Source organism: Sphingobacterium arenae (genome assembly GCF_014692505.1).
Classification (GTDB): domain Bacteria; phylum Bacteroidota; class Bacteroidia; order Sphingobacteriales; family Sphingobacteriaceae; genus Sphingobacterium; species Sphingobacterium arenae.
Genome location: NZ_JACNYK010000007.1, coordinates 55,386 through 79,266, shown reverse-complemented (window position 1 = coordinate 79,266; position 23,881 = coordinate 55,386). Strand labels below are relative to the sequence as shown.

The following is a 23,881-nucleotide window of genomic DNA, read 5'->3' as shown; positions in this document are numbered from 1 at the left end:
AGCTATTGCAGTTTTTGATGGGTTTTCCACCAAAGGTCAGGCATATCACCACCTACTGCTTGCTGATAATCTTCGTAGCGGCAAGGCACCCAGTAATAACGTTCATTGACCGACCTTGACCCAAAATAGGGCACTTGCATCCACCAACGGTCCGATTTTTTACTTTTGACAAAGATCAACTCGTAATCCTCATTTTTTAATGTAGTACGATAAATAATATAAGCCGATTTCGGAATAACTGGTGTATCATTTTTACGGCTATAATATCCGTCAACAAAACACCATATCATCTGGGCTACTAAACTGCCCGTGTGCCCCATAGGATCAAAAGTGGGATTGTACTCATAGAAACCGATCGATGAACACTTATCTGACATTCCTGCATAGCGCGCTAATTGACATGCCTCGTCTCCATATAGCCCGTTTGGATTTGCATTAGCGTTGCCGGGAGCTTCGGATGCTCGTATTGCGCCAATATCGAAACTGACCATATCCGCCGCGCGAATCAATGGCTCTGCTTGGTCAAGCTGGCCTGCCATCATACCAATTCGCATCGTACTGAAAAACAGCTTATCGTACATATTAATGGACTCCTTACTTACTAAATAAGTTTGATAAGCCAGGTTACTTAGATTGAACAAGTAGTCCGGTTGATGCAGTATAATATGATTAAGATAGGTATTGGAGTTTAGCGGCGTGTTCTCCACATGATCTTGATCTAAATCAAATCGAGCATCCACAACAGCTACTTCCACGCGTTGCTCTAATCCTTCATAACCTGTATATTGTGCAAAAGTAAGATCTTGACCACCGCCTATGATGACCGGTAATATGTCCTGCTTCACCAACTCTTCCACCACCGTTTTCAATGCGATATACGTATCCTGTATGGTCGCTCCGGCTTGAATGTTTCCTAAATCCCCAATGCGTACATCATAATCGCCCTGATAGAGATTATAGAAATGTTTTCGTACCGCGTTTGGTGATTTCTTCGCGCCGCCGTTCTGAACCGATGCCCGGTCTTCCTCAACGCCTAGTAAAGCTATATGTGGCTTCTTTTCCGCGTCTTCCAAATCAGGGAAAGAATCTTCATTGGCTTGTATAATTTTTCCGAATTGTGAGGTATAAAAGTCCACTCCAGAAGAAAATTCTTGTGTCAGGATCGGTGTAAAGAAATCAGCTAAAGACATGTTAACAAAGTAAAAGGTAAAATCCCGAAGGATTCATTGATATTTCAAAAGTAAGCAAAACATCAATAAAGTAAGAAAGCAAAAGTAAAAGTTTCCTCTTTCCTACACTTGCAATCCCGTTACCAATAGGTTATCTTTGGGCGACACAATTTCAACGTCAATTTGATATAGGTGATACTAGTAACTGGAGGAACAGGATTTTTGGGATCGACATTGATTAAATTTTTAATCGATGAGGGTCATGCTGTCTTGGCTATCAAGCGTGAACAGTCGGAAATTCCGGAGCTCTTGCGTTCCTCTTCTTTAGTGGAATGGTTTTCGGCTGATATCACGGATTATTTTGCCTTAGCTGATGCCTTTAACGGCGTAACACAAGTATACCATTGTGCCGCAAAAATATCCTATCAAAAAGAGGATTGGGCGAGCATGCTACACACCAACATCGAGGGCACCAAACATATAGTCAACCTTTGTTTGGAGCACGGTGCCCGTCTGGTACATGTCAGTTCCATTGCTGCACTTGGTTCTCCAAAAGCGGGTGAGTTGATTTCCGAACAGAGTAAATGGGATGATGGTGCGGATCATGCTAAATACGCGCGCTCGAAATATGAAAGTGAAATGGAAGTGTGGCGAGGTATCATGGAGGGGTTGGATGCCGTTATTGTCAATCCATCTGTTATTATGGGAGTAGGCCCCGGCAAAAAAGCTTCGGGAGCCATTTTTAACCTGGTTCAAAAAGGGATCAAGGTGTATCCGCCGGGAACTGTGGGTATTGTGGATGTCGAAGATGTGGTCAAAATCATGATACTATTAATGAACAATCGCGCCATTCGGGGTGAACGTTTTGTACTCAATAGTGAGAATCTCAGCAACAAGAATCTATTAGAACGTATAGCCAAACTACTCGGCAAACCAGCTCCCAAAATTAAAGCGCAGCCCTTTATGCTTAGTATAGCTTGGAGAGTGGCAAAAATAATCGCCTTTTTTAAAGGAGGTCGTCCCGCGTTGAGTCGGGAAACAGCTAAAGCTTCCGCTTCTCTTTTGGCTTATTCGAATAAGAAACTTACCGACACTACGGGATACGATTTTAAACCAGTTGATTTAACTTTGAAAGAAATGAGTATTGAATTTAAAACTTATAAATGAAGAATTATTACATCATCGATTTCGATAGCACGTTTACGCAGGTCGAAGCTTTGGATGAATTGGCAAGAATATCCTTAGAAAATCATCCCGATAAGGACAAAATTTATCAACAGATCGAAGACTACACGAACCTTGCCATGGAAGGAAAGATATCCTTTCGTGAAAGTCTTACGGGGCGTGTCCAGCTGTTGAATGCAAATAAGAGCCATTTGGATAAATTGGTAACGCACCTGAAAAAAAAGGTTTCTAGGTCGTTTGGTCGAAATAAGGAATTTTTCAAAAAGAATAGGGACACTGCCTTGATTGTATCTGGTGGATTCAAAGAGTTTATAACACCGGTCGTAACGCCTTACCATATCCAAAAAGAAAATATATACGCCAATACATTCAAATTTGACAGCGACGACAATATTATAGGGTATGACGAAAATAATCCTCTTTCCGACGAAGGAGGCAAAGTCAAACTACTTAACGAGCTTAAGTTGGACGGCAGAATATTTGGTATTGGAGACGGTTATTCCGATTTCCAGCTAAAGGAATCTGGCCTAATTGAAAAATTTTTCGCGTTCACCGAAAATATTTCCCGTAAGAGCGTGACGGAAAAAGCAGACCATATTACGCCTAGTTTTGATGAGTTTTTATACGTGAACGATCTTCCACGAGCGATCTCGTACCCTAAAAACCGAATTTTATGCCTTATCGTCGGAGATGTTCCCGATGTTGCCGTGGATATCCTTAAACGGGATGGTTTCTCCATCCGCGTAAAAAATACGTTCGAAGACAAATACACGAAAGATGTAGGTCTTCTTTTATTGGCAGATGGCGAGCACGTCGATGATGAACAACTAGCACAGGCAGACAAGTTAAAGACTATTGGATACCTCGGCGATATAAAGGGGCATGTTAACAAAAACATTTGCACAGAAAAGGGAATTGTAGTCTTTGACGATAAAAAATATAGAAAACGGAATGCGGAGTTTATTCCGAAACGTATGGCAGATTTCATCAATAATGGAGACACCTATATGAGTCGTAATTTTCCGAATCTGACATTACCTCGTCTTACGCAAGCACATAGACTATTGCATATTCATAAAAATGTGCCGGGCATCATGGCCCAGATAAATAAGGTCTATGCAGAAAATGATATCAATATCATTTCCCAATTTCTAATGACAAAAGGAGAAATGGGTTATGCCGTGACCGACATTCATACGGCATATGACAAAAATGTTCTAAAGCAATTAAAACAGATTGACAACACGATAAAGTTTAGGATATTGTATAAATAAGGCGGGGTGTTACAATGATATCCATGGGTACATCCAATGGACCTACGTCCTCAATTTTTTCAACCGGGTCAAAGAGCGATATGCCAATTTTTCGGCAATCAGGTCGACACTTCGCTAAAAAACGATCGTAGAACCCCTTTCCGTACCCTATCCTATTACCTGCTTTGTCCGCGACCAGCAAAGGAACCAATACAACATCTAGTGCTGTTTCGGCTATCGTCTCGCCCTCCATGGGCTCTATAATTCCCCAAGCATTTTCTGCTAGCTCAATTCGATCTTCTAGCAGAAAATGCTTCATGGAATGGTCTTTTGGTTCAGAGCGACTAACAACAATATGTACAGCAGGAGAGTATATTTTGATATTCGTTATAAACGACCACATATCCGGCTCATTTTGCTTCGCAATGGGCAAAAACGTATGCAGGTAATGCACGTCTTTCCAATCAAATTTCGAAAGCTGTTGCAATAGTCCAGCATTCAACGAATTGATCTCCGTCTCCGTTAGCTGGGATCGCTTTTTTTTGTACGTTATTCGTAGTTCCGCTTTCGTCATCATCGATCACAAAAAACGGCCCTGCGCCGGAGAGGCTAACAAGACCGCATAATCAACCTAAACCTAATATTTCTATTTTACACGCTCGATATAATCTCCTGTGCGTGTATCGACCTTCACCTTATCACCTTGATTAATAAACAACGGCACCCGAATCTCTACACCTGTTTCTACGGTCGCATTTTTCAGGGCGCTTGTTGATGTATCTCCTTTCACAGCAGGCTCTGTATACGTTATCTCTAATTCTACGGAAGCGGGTAAGCTAGCCATAATAGGATCTTCGCTTTCAAACGCTACCAATACGTTCATACCTTCTTTCAAAAATCGAGCCGCATCACCAAATAACCCTTTTGGAATATTGAATTGCTCGAATGTATTGTTATCCATGACAACGAAGAAATCAGCATCATCATATAGATATTGATAATCGTTCGTTTCTACACGAGCTATCTCTACCTCTTCGTCTGTTCTAAAGCGGTATTCCACTAACTTACCGGTACGTACATTCCGCATCCTAGCTTGATAAAATGCACGTAAGTTTCCGGGAGTACGATGGATGTATTCTTCTACAGTAACAAGCTCTCCATTAAAACGAAGTATATTTCCTGACTTTACTTCCGATGCTTTTGACATAACAATCTATTTGAGTTTAGTGTCACAAAAGTACGAAATATCTGTCATTTTTAAAAACAGCAATTCGGCCTACTTATAGGACATGATATTTATTTGCTCGTCACAAAAGGCGTATTCTTTTTCCTGATTGGAACCGATAATGAGCAGTCGATCTTGTGTCGTACGTTCGATTAAGGACAGGTACCAATCCTCTCCAGCAGCATCCAAATTACTCATGGGTTCATCCAGTAGTATGACGCTGCTGGATGAACAACAAGCCAAAGCTAGTTTGACACGTTGTTTCATGCCAGAAGAAAAGAACCGAATTTCTTTATCTACCGCCCTTTCCAATTGTAATATCTGAACAACCTCTTCTAAATTAAAACCGGGTAAAAAGGGTTTGAATTTGAAATGAAATAGAATCAGCTCCCGCAGTGTGAACTCTTCGATCAGCTCCATATAGGGAGCTGCAATTGTCAACTGCTGAAATACGTCTTCGGGGAGTACAGCTTGAGCATCTTTATTTTCGTAGCTAATTTCCCCTTCACTTAAGGCTAGGCTACCAGATAGAACTTTCAATAGTGTCGATTTCCCCGAGCCGTTGGGACCGAGCACAGCATATTTTTTCCCCAACAAAAAAGTACAATCCAGATGACGAAAAATCCACTCTCTATTATACCGTCTACCTAAGTTTTGTAAAGTTATATTCAATAATTCTTCCTTTTAAAGTGTAGCGGATTTTCCCTGATTAAAACCTTTAATTACACCTCGATTGGAATTACGTACAAAGGAAAGTATTTCATCACGTAATTCTGTCGGTGTAAATTCTGCTTCCACCAAATCCAACGCCTTGGTCAAATTTCGATGCTGTACAAATAATATTCGGTAGATGTCCTGAATCTCCGTAATCTCTTCCGCGCTGAATCCGCGTCGACGCAATCCTACCGAGTTTATTCCGGCATAGGCTATGGGTTCTCTTGCTGCTTTGATAAATGGCGGCACGTCTTTTCTAACCAACGTTCCTCCCGTCACAAACGCATGTGACCCAATTTTACAAAATTGATGAACAGCGACCATCCCGGCAAGAACAACATAGTCCCCCACAGTGATGTGGCCAGCCAACGTACTGGAGTTGGAGAAGATACAGTTGTCGCCGACAAAACAATCATGGGCGATATGACTATACGCTTGAATAAGGCAATTTTTTCCAATCGAGGTCTTGTATCGATCTTTCGTGCCTCGATTGATCGTTACACATTCCCGGATCGTTGTATTATCACCGATTTCGGCAGTCGTAACTTCTCCTTCAAACTTTAAATCTTGCGGTTCACCCGAAATAACGGCTCCGGGAAAGATTCGACAGTTCTTTCCGATGCGTGCACCATTCATAATCGTAACGTTGGACCCGATCCAAGTGCCTTCGCCAATTTCTACATCCCGATGAATAGTGGAAAATGGTTCCACTACTACGTTTTGAGCTATCCTAGCTTCCGGATGTATGTATGATAACGGTTGTATCATGCTAATTACCTTTTACTTTTACAATTTGAGCCATAAGCTCCGCTTCACTTACTACCTTATCGCCTACCATGCCGACCCCCTTCATTCTCGCAATTCCACGACGAATAGGTTCTAGCAACTCACAACTGAAAATAATGGTATCACCGGGAGTCACCTGATTCTTAAAACGGGCATTTTCTATTTTTAGGAACAACGTAAGCCAATTTTCTGGATCGGGAACCGTATTTAAGACTAGAATACCACCTGTTTGCGCCATAGCTTCAATTTGTAACACGCCTGGAAACACGGGAGCTTCTGGAAAATGTCCCATGAAAAGGTCTTCATTCATGGTGACGTTTTTTAATCCGACGACGTGCGTTTCCGATAATTCCAAAATTTTATCTACCATCAACATCGGTTGACGATGGGGCAATATCTTCATGATTTGCACCGTATCGTAAACCGGTGTCATATTAGGATCGTAAACTTTTAAGTTTTTACGGTTCTTATCGTTCTTGATTTGCATCTTTATTTTCTTCGCAAAAGCTGCATTCGCAGCATGTCCAGGACGGGCAGCCATGATATGTCCTTTCAGCGGACGGCCAACTAAGGCCAAGTCGCCGATCATATCCAGCAATTTATGTCGTGCTGGTTCATTTTGATAACGTAACTGGATATTATCCAAAATGCCCTCACTAGCGACTTCCACCGTTTTATTAAATAAACCAGATAGCTTATCCAACTCTTCCTTGCTCACCTGTTTATCCACAATAACGATGGCGTTGGATAAATCGCCTCCTTTAATTAAGTTATGATTGACCAAACTTTCCAACTCGTGTAAAAAACAAAATGTTCTCGAACTCGAAATTTCGTTTTTGAATTCTGTTATATTACTGATAGAAGCATGTTGACTTCCAAGCACCGGCGAATTAAAATCAATCATACAAGTCAAGCGGTAACCGTCCAAAGGCATGGCTATAATTTCCACTTTTCTATCTTTTTCTACATAAACGATATTATCCTGAATTTCGTAATAATCACGATCCGCTTCTTGATCAACAAAGCCAGCTTCAACTAACTTCTCTACAAAAATACGCGAACTACCATCTAAAATGGGAACTTCCGGACCATCTATCTCAATGAGGACATTATCGATTTGAAGGCCGACCAATGCCGCCATTAAATGCTCGATCGTGCTGATCGAAGCGCCATGTTGGGAAATAGTTGTACCACGTGATGTATCGGATACATTATCCGCATCAACGGCCACGATAGGCCCTCCCTCCAAATCAACCCTTTTAAATTTATACCAATGAAATTCCGGAGCAGGTTTAATCTTCATGTTCACAGCTTTTCCCGTGTGCAATCCGATGCCTGAAATTGCTATTTCAGATTGTATCGTCCTCTGTTTTACATTCATATCTAACATTCTATTTAGGAAATTTATCGATTTTCGTTATAAAATTCTTTCAGACGCGCTTCGAGTTCTGCGACACGTTGCTCTAGCGCCGGTAGTTTACTATAAATTACATGGGAACGTAAATTACTGTTATAGGGCATGGCAGGGGTACCTCCCCATTTCTTATTTTCTTGGTCTATCGATCTATTGACGCCAGATTGGGCCTGAATTTGTGATCCTGTTGCTACTTGAATATGTCCGACAACCCCTACTTGTCCACCTAGGATGACATTCTCTCCGATCTTCGTACTCCCAGAAATGCCTGTTTGCGCCGCCGCTACGGTATTTGCACCGATTTCTACATTATGGGCTACCTGTATGAGGTTATCCAGTTTCACGCCTTGACGAATGGTTGTAGAACCCAATGTGGCCCGATCTATCACGGTGTTAGCGCCTACCTCCACATTGTCTTCAATAATCACATTGCCGATCTGAGGTACTTTATTATACGTACCATCTTTTTGTGGTGCAAAGCCAAACCCATCGCTTCCAACGATTACCCCACTATGAAGTACCACATTTTTTCCGATTTTACTATCGTGGTAAATTCTAACGCCGGGATAGATTATCGTTTTATCTCCAATGATAACCCCATCTCCGATATAAACCTGAGGGTATATCTTCACCTGATTTCCGATGGTCACATTCCGTCCGATATAGGAAAATGCACCTAGATATAGATCTAGTCCAACACTTGCTGATTCATGAATGAAGGAAGGTTCCTCGACGCCACTTCGTTCGTTACGTAATTGATCGTAAATTCGCAAAAGTTCCGAAAAAGCTGAGTATGCGTCTTTTACACGAATGAGGCTGGCCTTAATGGGTTTGATCAACTGTAAATCCTGATTAACGATAACGATAGACGCTTTCGTTTCATAAAGGAAATGCTCGTATTTTGGATTTGACAGAAAAGCGAGGGCTCCTTCTTCGCCCTCTTCGATCTTAGCCAATTGATTCACAAGAACATCGGGATCACCTTCAACGTATCCGTTCAATAATGTTGCTATTTGATTTGCAGTAAATTGCATCTTACAAATGTATACTTTTTCTTAATTATTTTTTGAGAAATTATTCCCTCCATCTAACGGGTGCCCTATTTCCTTTGGATAGGAAATAGCAAACTTGACCACCCGCTTTGCTAACGCTTCCAAATTGGAAACATCCGAGGCTTCTGTAATGTCCTGAACATAACCCCTATTGTTGATGATTTTAATGTTATTATGTTGTATATCATAGGCACTATTCTGTACAACCTGTGTATACACGAAAAAATCGACCTCATGGTCCGTCAAATTAAAATGTGCTTTCACCTTATTCTGCACTAATTCAACTTCCGCTTCCAAAAACGGCGTATTTCTAAGTTCGGTACGTAACAGATCGCGATTAATCAATTTCTGACAAAGGGTACGCAGAATTTTATCTTCGGCGTACACCCATTCTTTCAATGCGGAAAGAATATCTGTGTCATCTAAACGTGTAAACCATTCTAAATGAAGAGGGTCATCTAAAAAATTAAGGTGATTAATCTTATCTGTCAAAAAATGATTCAACGCACTCGTGGTAAATAACTTGGTTCCCTGTACCGCCAGCTCTTTTGCCCGAAATAGAATCTTAATCAGCATTTGCTCTGCACTGATGACCGTTTTATGTAAATAAACCTGCCAATACATCAAGCGACGAGCGATCAAGAATTTTTCAACAGAATAGATGCCCTTCGCTTCGACGACCAGTTCCTCCCCTTCCACATTGAGCATCGTAATAATGCGGTCAAAAGAAATAACACCTTCGGACACGCCCGTAAAAAAACTATCGCGGTTGAGATAATCCATACGATCCATATCCAGTTGACTGGAAACAAGTTGATGAAAAAATTTTCGAGGATACTGGTCGTTAAAAATAGTAATCGCTAAGGACAGTTTGCCGTCAAATTCTTCGTTCAATTTATCCATTAATAACGACGAAAGCATTTCATGGGATACACCCTCAATAAGTGTATGTTCTAAGGAATGCGAAAAAGGGCCGTGACCTATATCGTGCAGCAATATAGCAATCAGAACAGCTTCTTCTTCTTCGGAACTGATCGGTATATTTTTATGACGAAGCGTATCCATCGCTAACGACATCAGATGCATAGCGCCAATGACGTGCTGGAAACGCGTATGAAGCGCTCCGGGGTACACCAAATGCGTCATACTCACCTGTTTAATGAAACGCAAACGTTGAAGATATGGATGCTGAATAAGGTCAAAAATGAAAGCCGACGGAATAGTGACAAATCCGTAAACAGGGTCGTTAATTATTTTTTTCTTATTCAACTTTACGCTTTGATGTTAATTATTATCTTTAAATTTCCTCTAACCAAAGTACTTAGTGGCCGAGGAGAGCTAGAACAAATCATTTTTATATGCCTTATAATTATATTGCATATAAAAATGAATTTGTCTATGTTTGAGACACAATGAGGACAAGCTCCTTCTACTTCAACATAGCCGTCCATCTCTCTCTTTTTCCGTTGGGCTTAAGCGTTTTCGGATGTCTAAATTAAGCGCAAAGATAAGCAGAATGAAGTTAATTAATGTTAAAAATAAATGATACAAAAGATACATATACTTTGGGCCGACGATGAAATTGAATTTCTAAGGCCACATATTTTATTATTAGAAGAAAGAGGATACCGGGTTAAAACCGTCAATAACGGCAACGATGCTGTGGAAGCCTTTCAAAATGAACCCTTTGACTTAGTCTTCCTCGATGAAAATATGCCAGGTAAAACGGGATTGGAAACGTTAGCGATATTGAAAACAATCAATCCTACTATCCCAACGGTCTTGGTAACAAAAAATGAAGAAGAACACCTCATGGAAGATGCGATAGGCTCTAAGATTGACGATTATTTAATAAAGCCGGTCAATCCCAAGCAAATTCTTATGACGATAAAAAAATTCACTGAAAATAAACGGTTGGTGAGCGAAAAAACATCGATGGCTTATCAGCAGGAGTTCCGAAATCTGGGGATGACCATTAACGACGACCTCGATTACAAAGAATGGATCAGTACGTATCGTAAACTGATTTATTGGGAACTATCGTTGCAAAAATTGGAAGATGCGGGTATGCACGAGATTCTGACGATGCAAAAGGCAGATGCCAACACACTTTTTTCCAAATTCATAGAAAAAAATTACCTAAATTGGATACAAAATAGAGAAGAGGGCCCCATTCAATCGCATCAACTTTTTAAGAACAAGGTATTTCCCCAACTGGATAAGGAGCGTCCTACTTTCTTCTTCTTAATTGATAACCTGCGGTATGACCAATGGAAAGTAATAAATGAAATCATAACGGATTATTACAGGTTGGAAGAGGAAGACGCTTATTACAGCATTTTGCCTACGGCCACCCAATATGCTAGAAATGCCATTTTCAGTGGCTTAACGCCGTTGGAAATGGAAAAAAGATTTCCCGACTTTTGGCAAAACGACGATGAAGACGGAGGTAAAAATTTACATGAAGACAAATTTTTGGCTGACCAGATCAGCCGTATTTATCGCCGCGATTTAAAACACTCGTATCATAAAATACTGACTTTAAGCCAAGGCAGAGACATTGTTGAGTCGCTTAATAACCTGATGCAAAACGACTTAAACGTCCTGGTATACAACTTCGTAGACATGCTTTCGCATGCGCGAACGGATGTGGCGATGATTCGGGAACTGGCAAATGATGAACGGGCTTATCGTTCGCTAACATTATCCTGGTTTGAGCATTCTCCGCTACTAGATGCCCTCAAGTGGCTCGCCCAACGAAATGTACGCATTATCATTACAACCGATCACGGTACTATACGGGTAAAGAAGCCTAGTAAGATTATCGGCGATCGAAATACAAACACAAACTTGAGATATAAACAAGGACGAAATTTAAACTACAAAAACAAAGAAGTATTTGTCATTAAGAATCCGCACGATGCGCAGCTTCCCAAACTTCATGTAAGTTCGGCGTTTGTGTTTGCTAGAGATGATTACTTCTTTGTATACCCAAACAACTACAACCATTTTGCCAATTATTACAATGAAACCTTTCAACACGGAGGCATCTCTTTAGAAGAGATGATTATTCCGTACGCAGTTTATACCCCCAAATAATGTCATTATGAACGTTACCATAAACAACCTTCAAGAAGTCGATTTAGCAGCGAAGCAAATATTATCCAATTTTCCGGACGATAGGATTTTTTTGCTGTATGGCGATATGGGAGCGGGTAAAACAACATTGGTCAACTCGTTTTGCAAAGCATTGGGCGTGCTTGATAGCACCAGTAGTCCCACATTCTCTATCGTTAATGAATATCGTTCGCCCTCCGGCCCTATATATCATTTCGATTTTTATCGCCTAAAGCACGAAGTAGAAGCTTTAGACATGGGTTACGAGGACTATTTTTATACAGACGCCTATTGTTTCGTGGAGTGGCCGGAAAAAATACCCAATCTTCTTCCTGACGGGTCTCGGCAAATAACAATTCGTGTATTATCACCAGACAGCAGAACAATTGAAGTAAAATAATTCTTGCATCATGCAACCTTTGTGTCATTACGATCGTCTTTATAGCAAAGACTGAACTGAAATTGGACTACATGAACTTAGATACGATATGGAATGCCTGTCTCGCGGGAAACCGCAAAGCACAGTTTCAATTGTATCAAACGTTGTCCGGTCGAATGTTCAGCGTATGCATGCGTTATGCACAAACGGAGGCGGAAGCAGAAGAAATCCTCCAAACAGGATTCATTAAAGTGTTCACAAAAGGGCAATTATTTGACAATAAAGGTTCCTTAGAAGGATGGATTCGTAAAATCATGGTCAACACCGCCATTGAATTACACCGAAATAAGGACAGACGTTCTTTTGAACCGCTTGCACAGGATTATGCCATGCCCGACAGCTGCTCGGGGAGCGACGAACATCTACACTATAAAGATCTGCTAGCGATGGTGACCGCGCTTCCTTTAGGTTATCGTACGGTATTTAACTTGTACGTGATTGAAGGTTATTCACATAAAGAGATCGCCGAAATATTGTCTATCAGCGAGGGTAATTCCAAATCACAGTTGTCCAGAGCGCGGCAGTCACTTAAAGAGCAATTGATGAAAATTGAAAACATCGGGTTATGAAAGACAAAGAGCTAGACAAACTATTCAAGGGACAACTGGAACAGCATAGCGTCTCTCCCAAAAAGGATATTTGGCATAAGATTGAAAGCCAATTGGATCAACCAAGGGTTGCATCAGCCGGAAGATTTAGCTGGATACATTATGCTGCAATAGCTATTGGATGCCTAGGCTTGATTGCCTTGGTATACAACATGATGCAACCTACACCTGTACGTGATATACCGACCATAGCGCAAAAAGGGGTACCCACAGCACCAGCGAATACATGGCAAGATTCCGCCACATCTGTTCGACAAATACCCGCTGTTGCGGATGGATATTTGGAGCCATCAGAACAAGAAGTAACAAAGACGCAAGCATCCACGCAGCATGCTTCCAGACCCAAGCAAAGAAGACCTATTAAGGCACATTTACCCCAACCGGAAGAACCTCGTTTAGAACTTGTAGAGCTAAAACCTGCCGGTGTCTCATTGCCGCTTGCACGTGGTGTTGATATGGATGACAAAGCACAGCAGGAGTATGTTATCACGGTTCCACCGGTCGCCCCGTTAATTGATAGTCCGGAAACAGAGGAAAGTATGTTAGCGTCCACGCGAAAACCAGCCGGAGGTATTGTACCCGGCATTTTGAACAAAATATCAGATGCTTTAAACCCTAGTGATCATACAACCATTCAATTCAGTAAAGATGAAGAAGGATTTCTTCGTCTCGATATAGTCAATAGTTTAGTAAAAAACCGTAATAAAAAAAGAAGATAATACATTATGAAAAAGAACTTATTGTTTGCTGCATTAATCGGCGTAGCGCTACTTTTCTCCATGCGCTCTTTTGCTCAAGAAGACGAAAGCAATGATACGGTTTCCAGAAGAATCGACCTTGAATCGACCTTAGGAAAAAAAGATTATGACGACCGTGGTCGGGTAATCAAATATCCGCGGATATTTGGAGGTCTTACCTTTACTCGGATAGATTGGGGATTTTCCCGACTTATGGACGATGGAAGCTTTACATTAGGAGAAGGAAATCAATTTTTGAAATACAAAAAAGCCTCCAATTTTGGATTTGATGTTGCACAATTCGGCGTTCGCTTCCATGATGCTTTTAAGATGTACGTATCTGCGGGTTTTGAATGGAACTACCTCCGACTAAAAAATGACATTATCTTAGACACAGAAGCAACTCCGTTAGCTTATACGCCATCTGATATTACCTATAAAAAGAACATCTTTACCTCGACCTACCTCCGCACACCACTGAGTTTCGAATGGCGGGGGCGCAGAAATCATCGTGGATATCGGCCAAAAATTGCTTTTGGGGCGATGACAGGTATTCTCCTTAAAGGGACACAACGATTCAAAAGTGAAGAACATGGCAAACAAAAGTTCAAGGATAACTACAATTTAGCGAGCTTTCAATACGGTGCATTCGCAAGAGTAGGATTTGGGTCATTGGGCGTTTTTGCTAAATATTATATGAACGATATGTTTGAAAATAGCCCAGATCAAGAAAAATTAAATAATTTGACTTTTGGATTGTCGTTAGGATTTTAAGTATAGGGACATGGGGACAAGGATGATTCTTAAAAATATGTTACTTTTGTGCCACACAAGGTTCAAGATTCTCTATGGCGCAACAAACTTCTTCTTGTCAATATGTCCCGACCGACCAGCAAAGGATTGGATTACCGTTGATAAATGGTGAAAATCTTTCCCATACCTTTCATGCGCACCAAGACATTACCGCCGTCAATACAGTTGATTTCGGTATTACGGAAGGAAAAATCACCGCTATTATCGGCGAGTCGGGAAGCGGTAAAAGCACGCTATTAAAACTCATTTATGGATTATTAGAACCCTCATCAGGAGAGGTGCGTTATCGGGGATGGTTGATCCCCACACGAAAAGATAAACTTATTCCTGGACATCCTGCTATGAAGTTGGTATCACAAGGATTTGATGATCTTAATCTTTATGCAAAGGTCTGGGACAATATTGCGTCGCAATTACCGAACACCGACCTCGCACTTAAAGAATCGAAGACACGTGAAACGTTAGACAGATTAAAAATTCTTCACCTTGCTCAACAACGTGTTGCTGACTTAAGCGGGGGAGAAAAACAACGCGTCGCTATAGCACGGGCTTTGGTGAACGAACCGGAGGTATTGCTTATGGACGAACCATTCAACCAAGTCGACGCTGCCTTTCGCGATGCACTGCAACAAGATATGCGACAAATTGTTGAAGACACAGGACTTACTATTCTTCTGGTTTCGCATGATCCGACAGAGGTCCTAGCCATGGCCGATGAATTAATCGTCATGAAAGACGCAAGGATCATTGAACAGGGTTCTCCTACAAAGCTCTACTACGAACCTACACACAGCTACACGGCACAACTTTTGGCAAAAAGTAATATCCTATCGCCGGATCAGGCTACAAGCCTCGGTATATCATCAAAACAAACGATTGGTATACATCAGGAGGATGTGGACTTTAAGGAAAATCCTCAAGGCACATTTTTAGTAAAGGACATTCGTTTCCGTGGCTTTTACGAAGAGTTGGTATTGAACAACGAGCAGCTTACGCTGCATGCTATTCTACACCCGTTAGCCGACATTTCTATCGGCAGCAAGGTGACAGTCGACATTAAACGATATGTCACGTTCGAATAAGACTTCTCTATTTTTTTTCCAATTCGGTTTCGATACGTTTAACCAGTTCTGAAAACTCTTTTTCCGTGTAGCCTATAGATCGGTAAATAATTTTTCCTTCTTTATCGATCAATACATTTCTAGGAATATAGGAATCACCAAATAAGCTAAAAACCTTCCTTTCTAAATCAGGGTATATTGGAAAAGTATAGCCTGTATTCTTCATAAAGGGATCCAGCTTATCCCAACCTTCTTCCCTTGCTAACACCATAACGGTAAAATCATCTCGCGTTTTCCAACGATCCCATATGTCCTTTTGAATATGAGGCAGTTCTTCTCGACAAGAAGGACACCAGGTCGCAAAAAAGGTCAACAATACGACCTTTCCGCGCAAGGATTCGATCGCAATGGAGTTCCCTTCTTTGTCCTGCACCGTAAACGCTGGTACCCTATCATACAAAGGTACCTTCCATTCTTGAGATTGGCTGGTTAAAAATCCAACACCCAACATGAACGTGAATATAATTTTCTTCATTTCAAATCTTTTAGCCAACTAAACATGGCTTCTGACCATTTTCTAGCATCAGTTTTGTTATGCAATCCAAAACCATGCCCTCCCGTCTTATAAATAAATATATCATTCATTATCCCGGTACTGTCCAACGCCTCTTTATAACGTATTGCATTTGCCACGGGAACCGCTTTATCGTCTTCTGCGTGTACCAAAAAAGTAGGTGGAGTTTTTGCGGACACCTGTTTCTCTAACGAAAAATACATCAGATCTTCGTTTCCCGGTTCCTCGCCTATCAAGTTGTTCTTAGAACCTTTATGTGTAATTTCATCATCCATCGAAATAACAGGATAAATCAATACCGAAAAATCAGGTGCTAAATTAATGGCATTTTCATTCCGAATCTTCACATCGTCAAAATGGTTTGATAAAGACGATGCCAAGTGGCCGCCGGCCGAAAACCCGATCACACCAACCCGGTCAAAATCGTAATGTTCTTTAATATATTGTATACCTCTTTGGGCATCTTGTAGAGGACCTATCTTCCGCACATCCATATACGCATCTTTAGGTAAACGATAATACAATACAAAAGCACTATAGCCTTCCTCGTTAAATGCTTTGGCTATTTCATGCCCTTCATGATTAATAGCAACATGGGAGTATCCTCCGCCGGGGATTACCAATACCGCTTGCTTCGCACTTGGCAGTTCATATTTATATAAAACGGGGATATTTTCATCTCCTAGATCTTCTACAGATTTTGTTGCATTGGGGATCTCGGCATATAGTGCAACTTTTTCTTGCGCAAGTGTATAATAGTTTAATAACACGACAAATAGTATAGAATAAATAAATTTCATCTTTTTATTGATTAGCTACGATAATTAAATCCAAATCTTTTGATGGCAAGTTAAACTTTTCCGCAATGTCTTTATTCGTCAGCATCCCCTGATAGAGATAGACCGCACTTCGAATACATTTATCAGACCAGATCATATTGTTCATTCCGCCGCACTCCCCTATTTGGAGAAGCAGCGGAGTCATTATGTTTGTGAACGCATAGGTTGCTGTACGTGCAACCCTTGAAGCAATATTAGGCACACAATAATGTATAACATCGTATTTTCGAAATACCGGCTTGTCGTGTGTTGTCACTTCGGAGGTTTCAAAACAGCCTCCTTGATCAATACTGACATCGATAAGAACAGCATTTGGCTTCATATTGGAAACCGTGTCTTCGGAAATAATACAAGGAGAACGACCATTCTTTGCTCGCACGGCACCGATAACGACATCACAAGATTTAACCGCTTTATTTAATACGATAGGCTGTATCGTGGACGTAAAAACACGACTGCCCACATTGTTTTGTAATCTTCGTAATCGGTATACGGAGCTATCAAATACTTTGACCTGTGCGCCGAGAGCTATCGCAGCCCGAGCGGCATATTCCCCTACCGTACCCGCTCCGATGATAACCATTTCTGTCGGCGGGACCCCTGTTATACCGCCTAACATCAGACCCTTCCCATCAAAAATATTACTCAGATATTCGGCCGCGATGAGTACGGAGGTGGCACCTACTATTTCACTCATGGCACGCACGACCGTTAAATGTCCTCCTTCATCTTGCAAATATTCATAAGAAACCGCCGTGATTTGCTTTCGCATTAAAGCCTGTAGTACCGGTAGTTTCATTAGCGAGGGCTGATGAGAAGAAAGCAGCACCTGCCTATTTTTCATCAGATTCACTTCTTCCATAGTCGGGCTTGCTATCTTAACAACAAGATCACATTCAAAAACCTCCTGTTTATCGTGACTGATTCGTGCTCCCTGTTCGGCATAATGGGTATCCAAGAAGTTCGAGGCTTCCCCTGCTCCCGCCTCTATCACGATTTCATGGCCGTATTCAACGAGTAAAGCAACCGATAGCGGCGTTAACGCTATCCGCTTCTCCTGAAAAGAAATTTCTTTGGGTACCCCAATTTTTAATGCGTGCCGACTTTTGCCCACACTTGCCAGCGCTTCTTTCGGCTGAAATATCGCCTTATGGGCAATTTTTGACATGTCGCTCATGCTACAATCCTATCTATTTTATCACTTGTGAATTTAGATATTATTCTTGATATTTTGGGAATAAGATTCATAAATCCACTTTTTTTCCTATTTTTACAATCTATGTAAAAAAAAATCAATGCAGAAGTTTCCCGTTTTTAATCAAATTGGCATCGTTCCCCGATGGACCATTTTTATTTTTGACTTGACCATTGCCGCGATAGCTTTTGTATTTGCATACGGCTTGTTCTATTCTTTCGATATCGGCGCTTATGCAACACCCAATTTCGCCGTTGAATTGATCTACTGTTTAGGAATTACTTCTGTTTCCTTTCTAATTTTCAAACTTTACTCCGGCATTGTACGCTACACCAGCGCAGTGGATTCTATTCGAATTCTCTCGACATTGCTGTTTAACGTTATTGTTCTGTTCGCCATTAAATTAATCCTGATTGCTGGCAATATTCCCACGCTCATCCCGACAAATATTATTATTGTATATAGTTTGTTTGCTTTTACGGGTTTAACAACGTACCGAACATTAATAAAAATATTTTTTCAATACAATAAAACGAAAACGTCCGATAAGAAAAATGTCATCGTATACGGTGCTGGTGACTTAGGCATCGCGGTAAAGCGGACATTCGACCACGATCTTAAATCGAATAACTATATCGTGGCCTATCTGGATGATGATGAAAGCAAAATCGGCAAGTATATCGACGGTATTAAAATATTCAGTTCTGCAGATTTGGGGCGTCTAATCAATAAACTGGCCATTGATGAATTAATTTTTGCGTCACACAGAATCAGTACCGAAAAAAAGAATCAAGTTATCGATATATGCTTAGAGCATAAAATAAATGTGCTTACGCTTCCTCCTGTGAGTGAAATCATCAACGGAACCGTTTCCCCTACACAGATCAAAAAAGTGAAGATAGAGGATCTATTGGAACGGGCCCCCATAAAATTAAAAAATGACTCCCTTTTAGAACAACTGAGAGGGAAACGCATCTTGGTAACAGGCGCAGCTGGTTCTATTGGAAGTGAGATAGCGAAACAGCTTGGTCATTTCGAACCGCAGCTGATCATCTTATGCGATCAGGCAGAATCCCCCTTACATAACCTGCATCTGGACCTACAAGATCGTTTTAAGAATCAAGCGTACCAATCTTTTATCGCCGATGTCAAAAATGAAGACCGGATGCGTATCTTATTTGAAACGTTCAAACCTCAATACGTATACCATGCGGCAGCTTACAAACACGTGCCTATGATGGAAAACCATCCGATTGAGGGCGTGCGGACCAATGTATTTGGAACTTTTATTTTATCAAATTTATCGATTGAATTTGAAGTATCGAAATTTGTTTTTGTATCCACAGACAAAGCGGTCAATCCGACGAACGTTATGGGAGCAACCAAACGTATCGCCGAAATGTACGTACAGTCGCTGAATAATGATTTGGAAGAAAATCATCCAAATACGAAAACTCGATTCATTACAACACGCTTCGGAAATGTCCTTGGATCCAACGGCTCTGTTATTCCACGCTTTCGCGAGCAAATTGAAAAAGGCGGGCCACTCACCGTGACCCACCCCGATATCACTCGTTATTTCATGACCATTCCAGAAGCCTGCCAGTTGGTTATCGAAGCGGGATGTATGGGCAATGGCGGAGAGATATTCGTCTTCGACATGGGGAAATCGGTCAAAATTGTTGATCTTGCAGAAAAGATGATTAAACTTTCTGGGTTTATTCCTTACCAAGATATTGATATTAAGTTTACAGGGCTGCGTCCCGGTGAAAAACTGTACGAGGAATTACTCAATGATCTCGAAAACACACTTCCTACACACCATCAAAAGATTATGATTGCAAAAGTACGAGAAAACAATCTTTTGGAAGTCGTCGAACAGATCAACCAACTTGAGGAACGTGTTAAAACAAACAACAATGTGGAAATCGTACGTCAGATGAAAGTTATTGTACCCGAATTTAAAAGTCAAAACTCCATATACGAGCAGTTGGACGGCGAGATTACCTCCCCAACAACGAGATAGAAAGTACACCCTCTGATCGGCCGCACACACCATTGTCGACAAAAGACAAGTAAAATACAGAAGAAAACTTGTATTAAAATTTTAAAAGTGTAATTTTGCGTTCCATATTTATTATACGATAATAACAAATGTCAAATAAAAACGTAAATCAAACTGAACCTAAAAAAACGTCCGGTTCATTTTTTCAGGATAATCAAAAAAGCATCACCTTCATCGTTGGTGGTATTATTCTTTTGATTTTGTTGTATTTAGGCTATCAACGACTATATCTAGCCCCGCGCGCGGAAAAGGCGTCCAATCAGATATATAAGGCCGAAGAATATGCGGCTATTGATTCCCTGCAAGCCAAAGCTATTGAGGGAGATGGATCGTTCCTTGGCTTTAAAGAGATTGCACAAGAATATTCCAACACGAAATCTGCCAACATTGCCAATGCTTATTTAGGTGGACTCTATCTTCGCCAAGGCAACTTTCAAGAAGCTATAAAAAGCCTCCAAAAATACGCTGATACCGGAAGTGAGATTTTAGATCCCTTGGTTACCGGATTAATTGGAGATGCTTACGCTGAATCTAAAGATTATAAGAGTGCTGCAAAGCATTATAAAAAAGCGGCACAAAAGAGTAAAAACACCTATACTACGCCGCTATTCCTTAAGAAATTAGGTATCGTATATGAAGCATTAGAAGACTTCAAAAGTGCGGAAGAGTCATATCAATCTATCAAGTCCGATTATCCAAATAGCCCTGAGGCTAACATGATAGATGGCCTTATAGCTCGTGCACGGGCAAAACAACAATAATAAGAAATAGTTTATTCGTATACACGGGCTGCTTATTTTTTATAAGCAGCCTTTTTTTAATATCTTTGCCCCATGTCTAGTAGCATGAAAAATTTGTCAGACTTCTCGCATATCGAAGTTGGCAACGCAAAAGGTTTAAAATTCGCAGTCGTTGTTTCGCAATGGAACGCTGAAGTTACGGGAGCTTTGTTAACTGGTTCTTTGCAAGGGTTACAGCAACACGGTGCCGTAGAGAATGATATCGATATTATCCAAGTTCCGGGTAGCTATGAATTAATTTCTGGAGCAGATATAGCGCTTCGCGACAAATCATTTGACGCCATAATATGCCTCGGCTGTGTCATTCAAGGTGAAACACGTCATTTCGATTTTATATGTGATGCTGTAGGCAACGGCCTCGCTAACGTCGCTATTAAACACAATAAACCTGTTATTTTTGGCGTATTAACTACAGACAATCTAGCACAAGCTTTGGATCGCGCAGGTGGAAAACATGGGAATAAAGGAGAAGAAGCCGCCATCACAGCCATCCAAATGGCGCTCATCAGTAAGAAATATAAATAATTGTTGCTACATTTTAAAATTAGGGGGTAACTATGAGAACATTCCTAACAACAATTATTATCGGTATTCTTTTCCTTTCAAACACACCTATGCAGGCGCAGGAAGGACAAGAAGCAGGTAAGATACTATTAAAGGGGATTGGGGGGCAGAGCAAATGGGATAGTACCAACTATATTCTTTTTACAGCAACAGGGAGTCTCACCGAGCATTTTCAAAACAGTAGAAAGTTCCTCATTGACATGAAGTCTGGGAAAGCGCGTTTCGAAGGAAAATCTAGCGACGGAAACAATATTGTATCGTTGTTCAACTTTAAGACGAATAAATTAGCTAAGTTTTTCATCAATGGCAATGAAGTAAAACAGACCAATCCAGAAACAAACGAGCTTTTTATCAAAATCAATGAACAGTTTAAAAAGGATGTTACTTTTCTTTTCTTACCCGTCTTAATTGATCAACCCGAAACAAAAACGGGCGAAATATCTTCAACCATTTTCAATGCAGAAAAATTAAAATCACTTCCATTTCAGCTGAAAGAAGGATTGTCAGGTGAAGTGTTATTTAATGAAGAAACAGGACGGATTAAACAGTTTGTTGATAAAGAAGGCGACACCTATCTTGTAAATGACTATAAAGATATAGGTGGAGGATTATTTCTTCCTACAACTTTTAGAAATCTCGAAGACAGCAATAAAACTCTTCTATTTCCTACGGTAGCTGCCTTTACGGAAATGGAAGAAACAAGATTTTCGATATTATAATCACACGGTTCGACACAAAAATCACTCTTTTTAAACTTTAATTTTGCATAATAAATAATCATTCCTATATTTGCACACCGAAACACAAGTTCGGCCCGTTCGTCTAGGGGTTAGGACGCCAGATTTTCATTCTGGAAACAGGGGTTCGATTCCCCTACGGGCTACCAGATAAAGCATCAATCACAAACGGTTGATGCTTTTTTATTAGGTGCTGGCAGGATTCTGATCCGTCTGTTCGTCCTCTCCTAATGGTGTGAAATGGTATGATGCGGAGACGACGATATAATCTACTCTTTGCCGTATTTGTTCATCAACACAGCAACCATAGCGTCACCCGTAATGTTGACGGATGTCCGCAACATATCCAGTGGTCTATCCACGGCAAAGATCAACGCGATACCCGCCGGACTGACACCTATGGATTCTAACACAATAACCAACATCAACAACCCGGCTCCCGGCACGGCCGCGGCTCCGATAGAAGCTAAGGTTGCCGTCACGATAACACTCAGTTGCTCGGCTGTACTTAAATCATACCCCATTACTTGTGCAATAAAAATAGCAGCAACGGCCTGGTATAAGCAAGTACCATCCATATTCACGGTCGCACCAATGGGCAGAACGAAGCTCAGCACATCTTTTCTTACCTTTAGATTCTTTTCTGTACACTCCATAGTCACAGGTAATGTCGCTGCACTGGAACTCGTCGAAAAACCGAGTAATTGTGCGGGGAAAATACCTTTAAAAAACTGTACCGGACTCATGTGGCTAAAGAAGTAGATAAACAGCGAATACACCCCGTACACAATTATCAGCAATCCTGCCACAACCGTGAGTGAATATACTCCCAATGCTTTGAAAACATCCAGAGAAGGGGCCTCGGCAACAAGCGCAGCCATCAGTGCAAAAACGCCATAAGGCGAAAAGAACATGATGATATCAACTATTTTCAACACAATCGCATTTCCCGAGTCCATTATTCGCTTAAAAGCTTCCACCTGGTTGAAAGGAAGTAAAATCATCGCGATACCCACGATAATACTAAAAAATATGATTTGTAACATATTGCTATTAGCGGATGCCGACTCAAAAATATTTTCCGGAACGATATCAACAAGAGGTTGCAGCGGCCCTCGCATTTCCTCGATAGCTGTAACTTCTTCCACTTTTTCATCGACGACACCACCAAATGAGCGTAGCATTTCCTCTCGGGTCTCGTTAGAAAGAAAACCTCCTGGTTGTACCAGGTTAACCAACCCCAACCCCAGTGTAACAGCAATGATGGTAGTAAGGAGATAAAGCCCCAATGTACGCAGCCCCAAACCCGACAATTGCGTGGTATCCTTTAAGTCCGAAACGCCTTTAATGAGAGAAACAATAATAAGCGGAATAGCAATTAATTTCAATAGATTTATAAAAATAGTACCGAACGGCTTAATCCAATCAATTACGAATTCCTTACCAACCGCAAATTGAATGCACAAAAAGCCGACTAATATACCGCCTACTATACCTATTAATATCTGCCAATGTAAAGCTATTTTTTTCATTC

Annotated in this window: 24 protein-coding genes and 1 tRNA gene; 13 read left to right on the top strand and 12 right to left on the bottom strand. The window is 40.9% G+C overall.

Translation table 11 applies throughout. The features are described 5' to 3' along the window. Positions 1–2: 2 nt before the first annotated feature. On the bottom strand, positions 3–1,190 hold the full coding sequence (locus H8B17_RS18470; protein WP_190310718.1) for a formimidoylglutamase: 1,188 nt from the start codon (positions 1,188–1,190) through the stop codon (positions 3–5). Positions 1,191–1,361: 171 nt separating this feature from the next. On the opposite strand from H8B17_RS18470, the gene H8B17_RS18465 reads away from it, so the two are divergent. Further along, on the top strand, positions 1,362–2,336 hold the full coding sequence (locus H8B17_RS18465) for an SDR family NAD(P)-dependent oxidoreductase (RefSeq protein WP_190310717.1): 975 nt from the start codon (positions 1,362–1,364) through the stop codon (positions 2,334–2,336). Then, positions 2,333–3,628 carry an HAD-IB family phosphatase gene (locus tag H8B17_RS18460; protein WP_190310716.1) on the top strand — a complete coding sequence of 432 codons (1,296 nt, stop codon included), beginning with the start codon at positions 2,333–2,335 and terminating at the stop codon, positions 3,626–3,628. Before H8B17_RS18465 ends, H8B17_RS18460 begins: the two co-directional genes overlap by 4 nt. On the opposite strand, the gene H8B17_RS18455 is transcribed toward H8B17_RS18460, so the two are convergent. From H8B17_RS18455 to H8B17_RS18425, 7 genes are all read right to left on the bottom strand, one after another. After that, positions 3,609–4,184 (bottom strand): 5-formyltetrahydrofolate cyclo-ligase, encoded by a 576-nt coding sequence (locus tag H8B17_RS18455; protein ID WP_223816669.1) that lies wholly within the window; start codon positions 4,182–4,184, stop codon positions 3,609–3,611. The genes H8B17_RS18460 and H8B17_RS18455 overlap by 20 nt on opposite strands. A 69-nt stretch (positions 4,185–4,253) precedes the next feature. Further along, the gene (gene efp, locus H8B17_RS18450) at positions 4,254–4,814 is read right to left on the bottom strand and encodes an elongation factor P (protein ID WP_190310715.1); all 561 of its coding nucleotides are present in this window, start codon (positions 4,812–4,814) and stop codon (positions 4,254–4,256) included. Between the two features lie 69 nt (positions 4,815–4,883). After that, on the bottom strand, positions 4,884–5,504 hold the full coding sequence (locus tag H8B17_RS18445; protein ID WP_190310714.1) for an ABC transporter ATP-binding protein: 621 nt from the start codon (positions 5,502–5,504) through the stop codon (positions 4,884–4,886). Positions 5,505–5,516: 12 nt separating this feature from the next. Next, positions 5,517–6,314, bottom strand: coding sequence for an acyl-ACP--UDP-N-acetylglucosamine O-acyltransferase (lpxA, locus tag H8B17_RS18440; RefSeq protein ID WP_190310713.1), 798 nt, complete (start codon positions 6,312–6,314; stop codon positions 5,517–5,519). Between the two features lies 1 nt (position 6,315). Beyond that, positions 6,316–7,713 carry a bifunctional UDP-3-O-[3-hydroxymyristoyl] N-acetylglucosamine deacetylase/3-hydroxyacyl-ACP dehydratase gene (locus H8B17_RS18435; RefSeq protein WP_190310712.1) on the bottom strand — a complete coding sequence of 466 codons (1,398 nt, stop codon included), beginning with the start codon at positions 7,711–7,713 and terminating at the stop codon, positions 6,316–6,318. Between the two features lie 23 nt (positions 7,714–7,736). Then, positions 7,737–8,780 (bottom strand): UDP-3-O-(3-hydroxymyristoyl)glucosamine N-acyltransferase, encoded by a 1,044-nt coding sequence (gene lpxD, locus H8B17_RS18430; protein ID WP_190310711.1) that lies wholly within the window; start codon positions 8,778–8,780, stop codon positions 7,737–7,739. A gap of 21 nt (positions 8,781–8,801) precedes the next feature. Further along, positions 8,802–10,067: an HD domain-containing protein gene (locus H8B17_RS18425; RefSeq protein ID WP_190310710.1), complete on the bottom strand. Its 1,266-nt coding sequence runs from the start codon at positions 10,065–10,067 to the stop codon at positions 8,802–8,804. Positions 10,068–10,343: 276 nt separating this feature from the next. On the opposite strand from H8B17_RS18425, the gene porX reads away from it, so the two are divergent. From porX to H8B17_RS18395, 6 genes are all read left to right on the top strand, one after another. Further along, on the top strand, positions 10,344–11,897 hold the full coding sequence (porX, locus tag H8B17_RS18420; RefSeq protein ID WP_190310864.1) for a T9SS response regulator signal transducer PorX: 1,554 nt from the start codon (positions 10,344–10,346) through the stop codon (positions 11,895–11,897). 7 nt (positions 11,898–11,904) lie between these two features. Next, a complete protein-coding gene (gene tsaE / locus H8B17_RS18415; RefSeq protein WP_190310709.1) occupies positions 11,905–12,315 on the top strand; it encodes a tRNA (adenosine(37)-N6)-threonylcarbamoyltransferase complex ATPase subunit type 1 TsaE in 411 nt (136 codons plus the stop codon). A 71-nt stretch (positions 12,316–12,386) separates the two neighbouring features. Beyond that, positions 12,387–12,923, top strand: coding sequence for an RNA polymerase sigma factor (locus H8B17_RS18410; RefSeq protein WP_190310708.1), 537 nt, complete (start codon positions 12,387–12,389; stop codon positions 12,921–12,923). Beyond that, positions 12,920–13,681, top strand: a complete 762-nt coding sequence (locus H8B17_RS18405; RefSeq protein ID WP_190310707.1) for a hypothetical protein — start codon at positions 12,920–12,922, stop codon at positions 13,679–13,681. The genes H8B17_RS18410 and H8B17_RS18405 overlap by 4 nt, the downstream gene beginning before the upstream one ends. Positions 13,682–13,687: 6 nt before the next feature. Beyond that, complete coding sequence (locus H8B17_RS18400) at positions 13,688–14,473, top strand: outer membrane beta-barrel protein (RefSeq protein WP_190310706.1); 786 nt, start codon at positions 13,688–13,690, stop codon at positions 14,471–14,473. Between the two features lie 74 nt (positions 14,474–14,547). Next, positions 14,548–15,594 (top strand): ABC transporter ATP-binding protein, encoded by a 1,047-nt coding sequence (locus H8B17_RS18395; protein ID WP_190310705.1) that lies wholly within the window; start codon positions 14,548–14,550, stop codon positions 15,592–15,594. Positions 15,595–15,601: 7 nt separating this feature from the next. On the opposite strand, the gene H8B17_RS18390 is transcribed toward H8B17_RS18395, so the two are convergent. The 3 genes from H8B17_RS18390 to H8B17_RS18380 are packed head-to-tail and all read right to left on the bottom strand — an operon-like array spanning position 15,602 to position 18,163. Next, complete coding sequence (locus H8B17_RS18390) at positions 15,602–16,108, bottom strand: TlpA family protein disulfide reductase (RefSeq protein WP_190310704.1); 507 nt, start codon at positions 16,106–16,108, stop codon at positions 15,602–15,604. After that, on the bottom strand, positions 16,105–16,947 hold the full coding sequence (locus H8B17_RS18385; protein WP_190310703.1) for an alpha/beta hydrolase: 843 nt from the start codon (positions 16,945–16,947) through the stop codon (positions 16,105–16,107). Before H8B17_RS18385 ends, H8B17_RS18390 begins: the two co-directional genes overlap by 4 nt. A gap of 4 nt (positions 16,948–16,951) precedes the next feature. Further along, on the bottom strand, positions 16,952–18,163 hold the full coding sequence (locus tag H8B17_RS18380; protein ID WP_190310702.1) for an alanine dehydrogenase: 1,212 nt from the start codon (positions 18,161–18,163) through the stop codon (positions 16,952–16,954). Between the two features lie 118 nt (positions 18,164–18,281). On the opposite strand from H8B17_RS18380, the gene H8B17_RS18375 reads away from it, so the two are divergent. The 5 genes from H8B17_RS18375 (at position 18,282) to H8B17_RS18355 (ending at position 22,496) form a co-directional block, all read left to right on the top strand. Further along, positions 18,282–20,207, top strand: coding sequence for a polysaccharide biosynthesis protein (locus H8B17_RS18375; RefSeq protein WP_190310701.1), 1,926 nt, complete (start codon positions 18,282–18,284; stop codon positions 20,205–20,207). 128 nt (positions 20,208–20,335) lie between these two features. Then, positions 20,336–21,007: a tetratricopeptide repeat protein gene (locus H8B17_RS18370; protein WP_190310700.1), complete on the top strand. Its 672-nt coding sequence runs from the start codon at positions 20,336–20,338 to the stop codon at positions 21,005–21,007. 72 nt (positions 21,008–21,079) lie between these two features. Then, complete coding sequence (ribH, locus tag H8B17_RS18365) at positions 21,080–21,571, top strand: 6,7-dimethyl-8-ribityllumazine synthase (RefSeq protein ID WP_190310699.1); 492 nt, start codon at positions 21,080–21,082, stop codon at positions 21,569–21,571. Between the two features lie 32 nt (positions 21,572–21,603). Next, complete coding sequence (locus H8B17_RS18360; RefSeq protein WP_190310698.1) at positions 21,604–22,329, top strand: hypothetical protein; 726 nt, start codon at positions 21,604–21,606, stop codon at positions 22,327–22,329. A gap of 92 nt (positions 22,330–22,421) precedes the next feature. After that, positions 22,422–22,496: transfer RNA gene (locus tag H8B17_RS18355), tRNA-Glu, on the top strand. Positions 22,497–22,616: 120 nt separating this feature from the next. Here the strand turns inward: H8B17_RS18355 and H8B17_RS18350 are convergent. Then, positions 22,617–23,879, bottom strand: a complete 1,263-nt coding sequence (locus H8B17_RS18350) for a dicarboxylate/amino acid:cation symporter (RefSeq protein ID WP_190310697.1) — start codon at positions 23,877–23,879, stop codon at positions 22,617–22,619. Positions 23,880–23,881 lie beyond the last annotated feature (2 nt).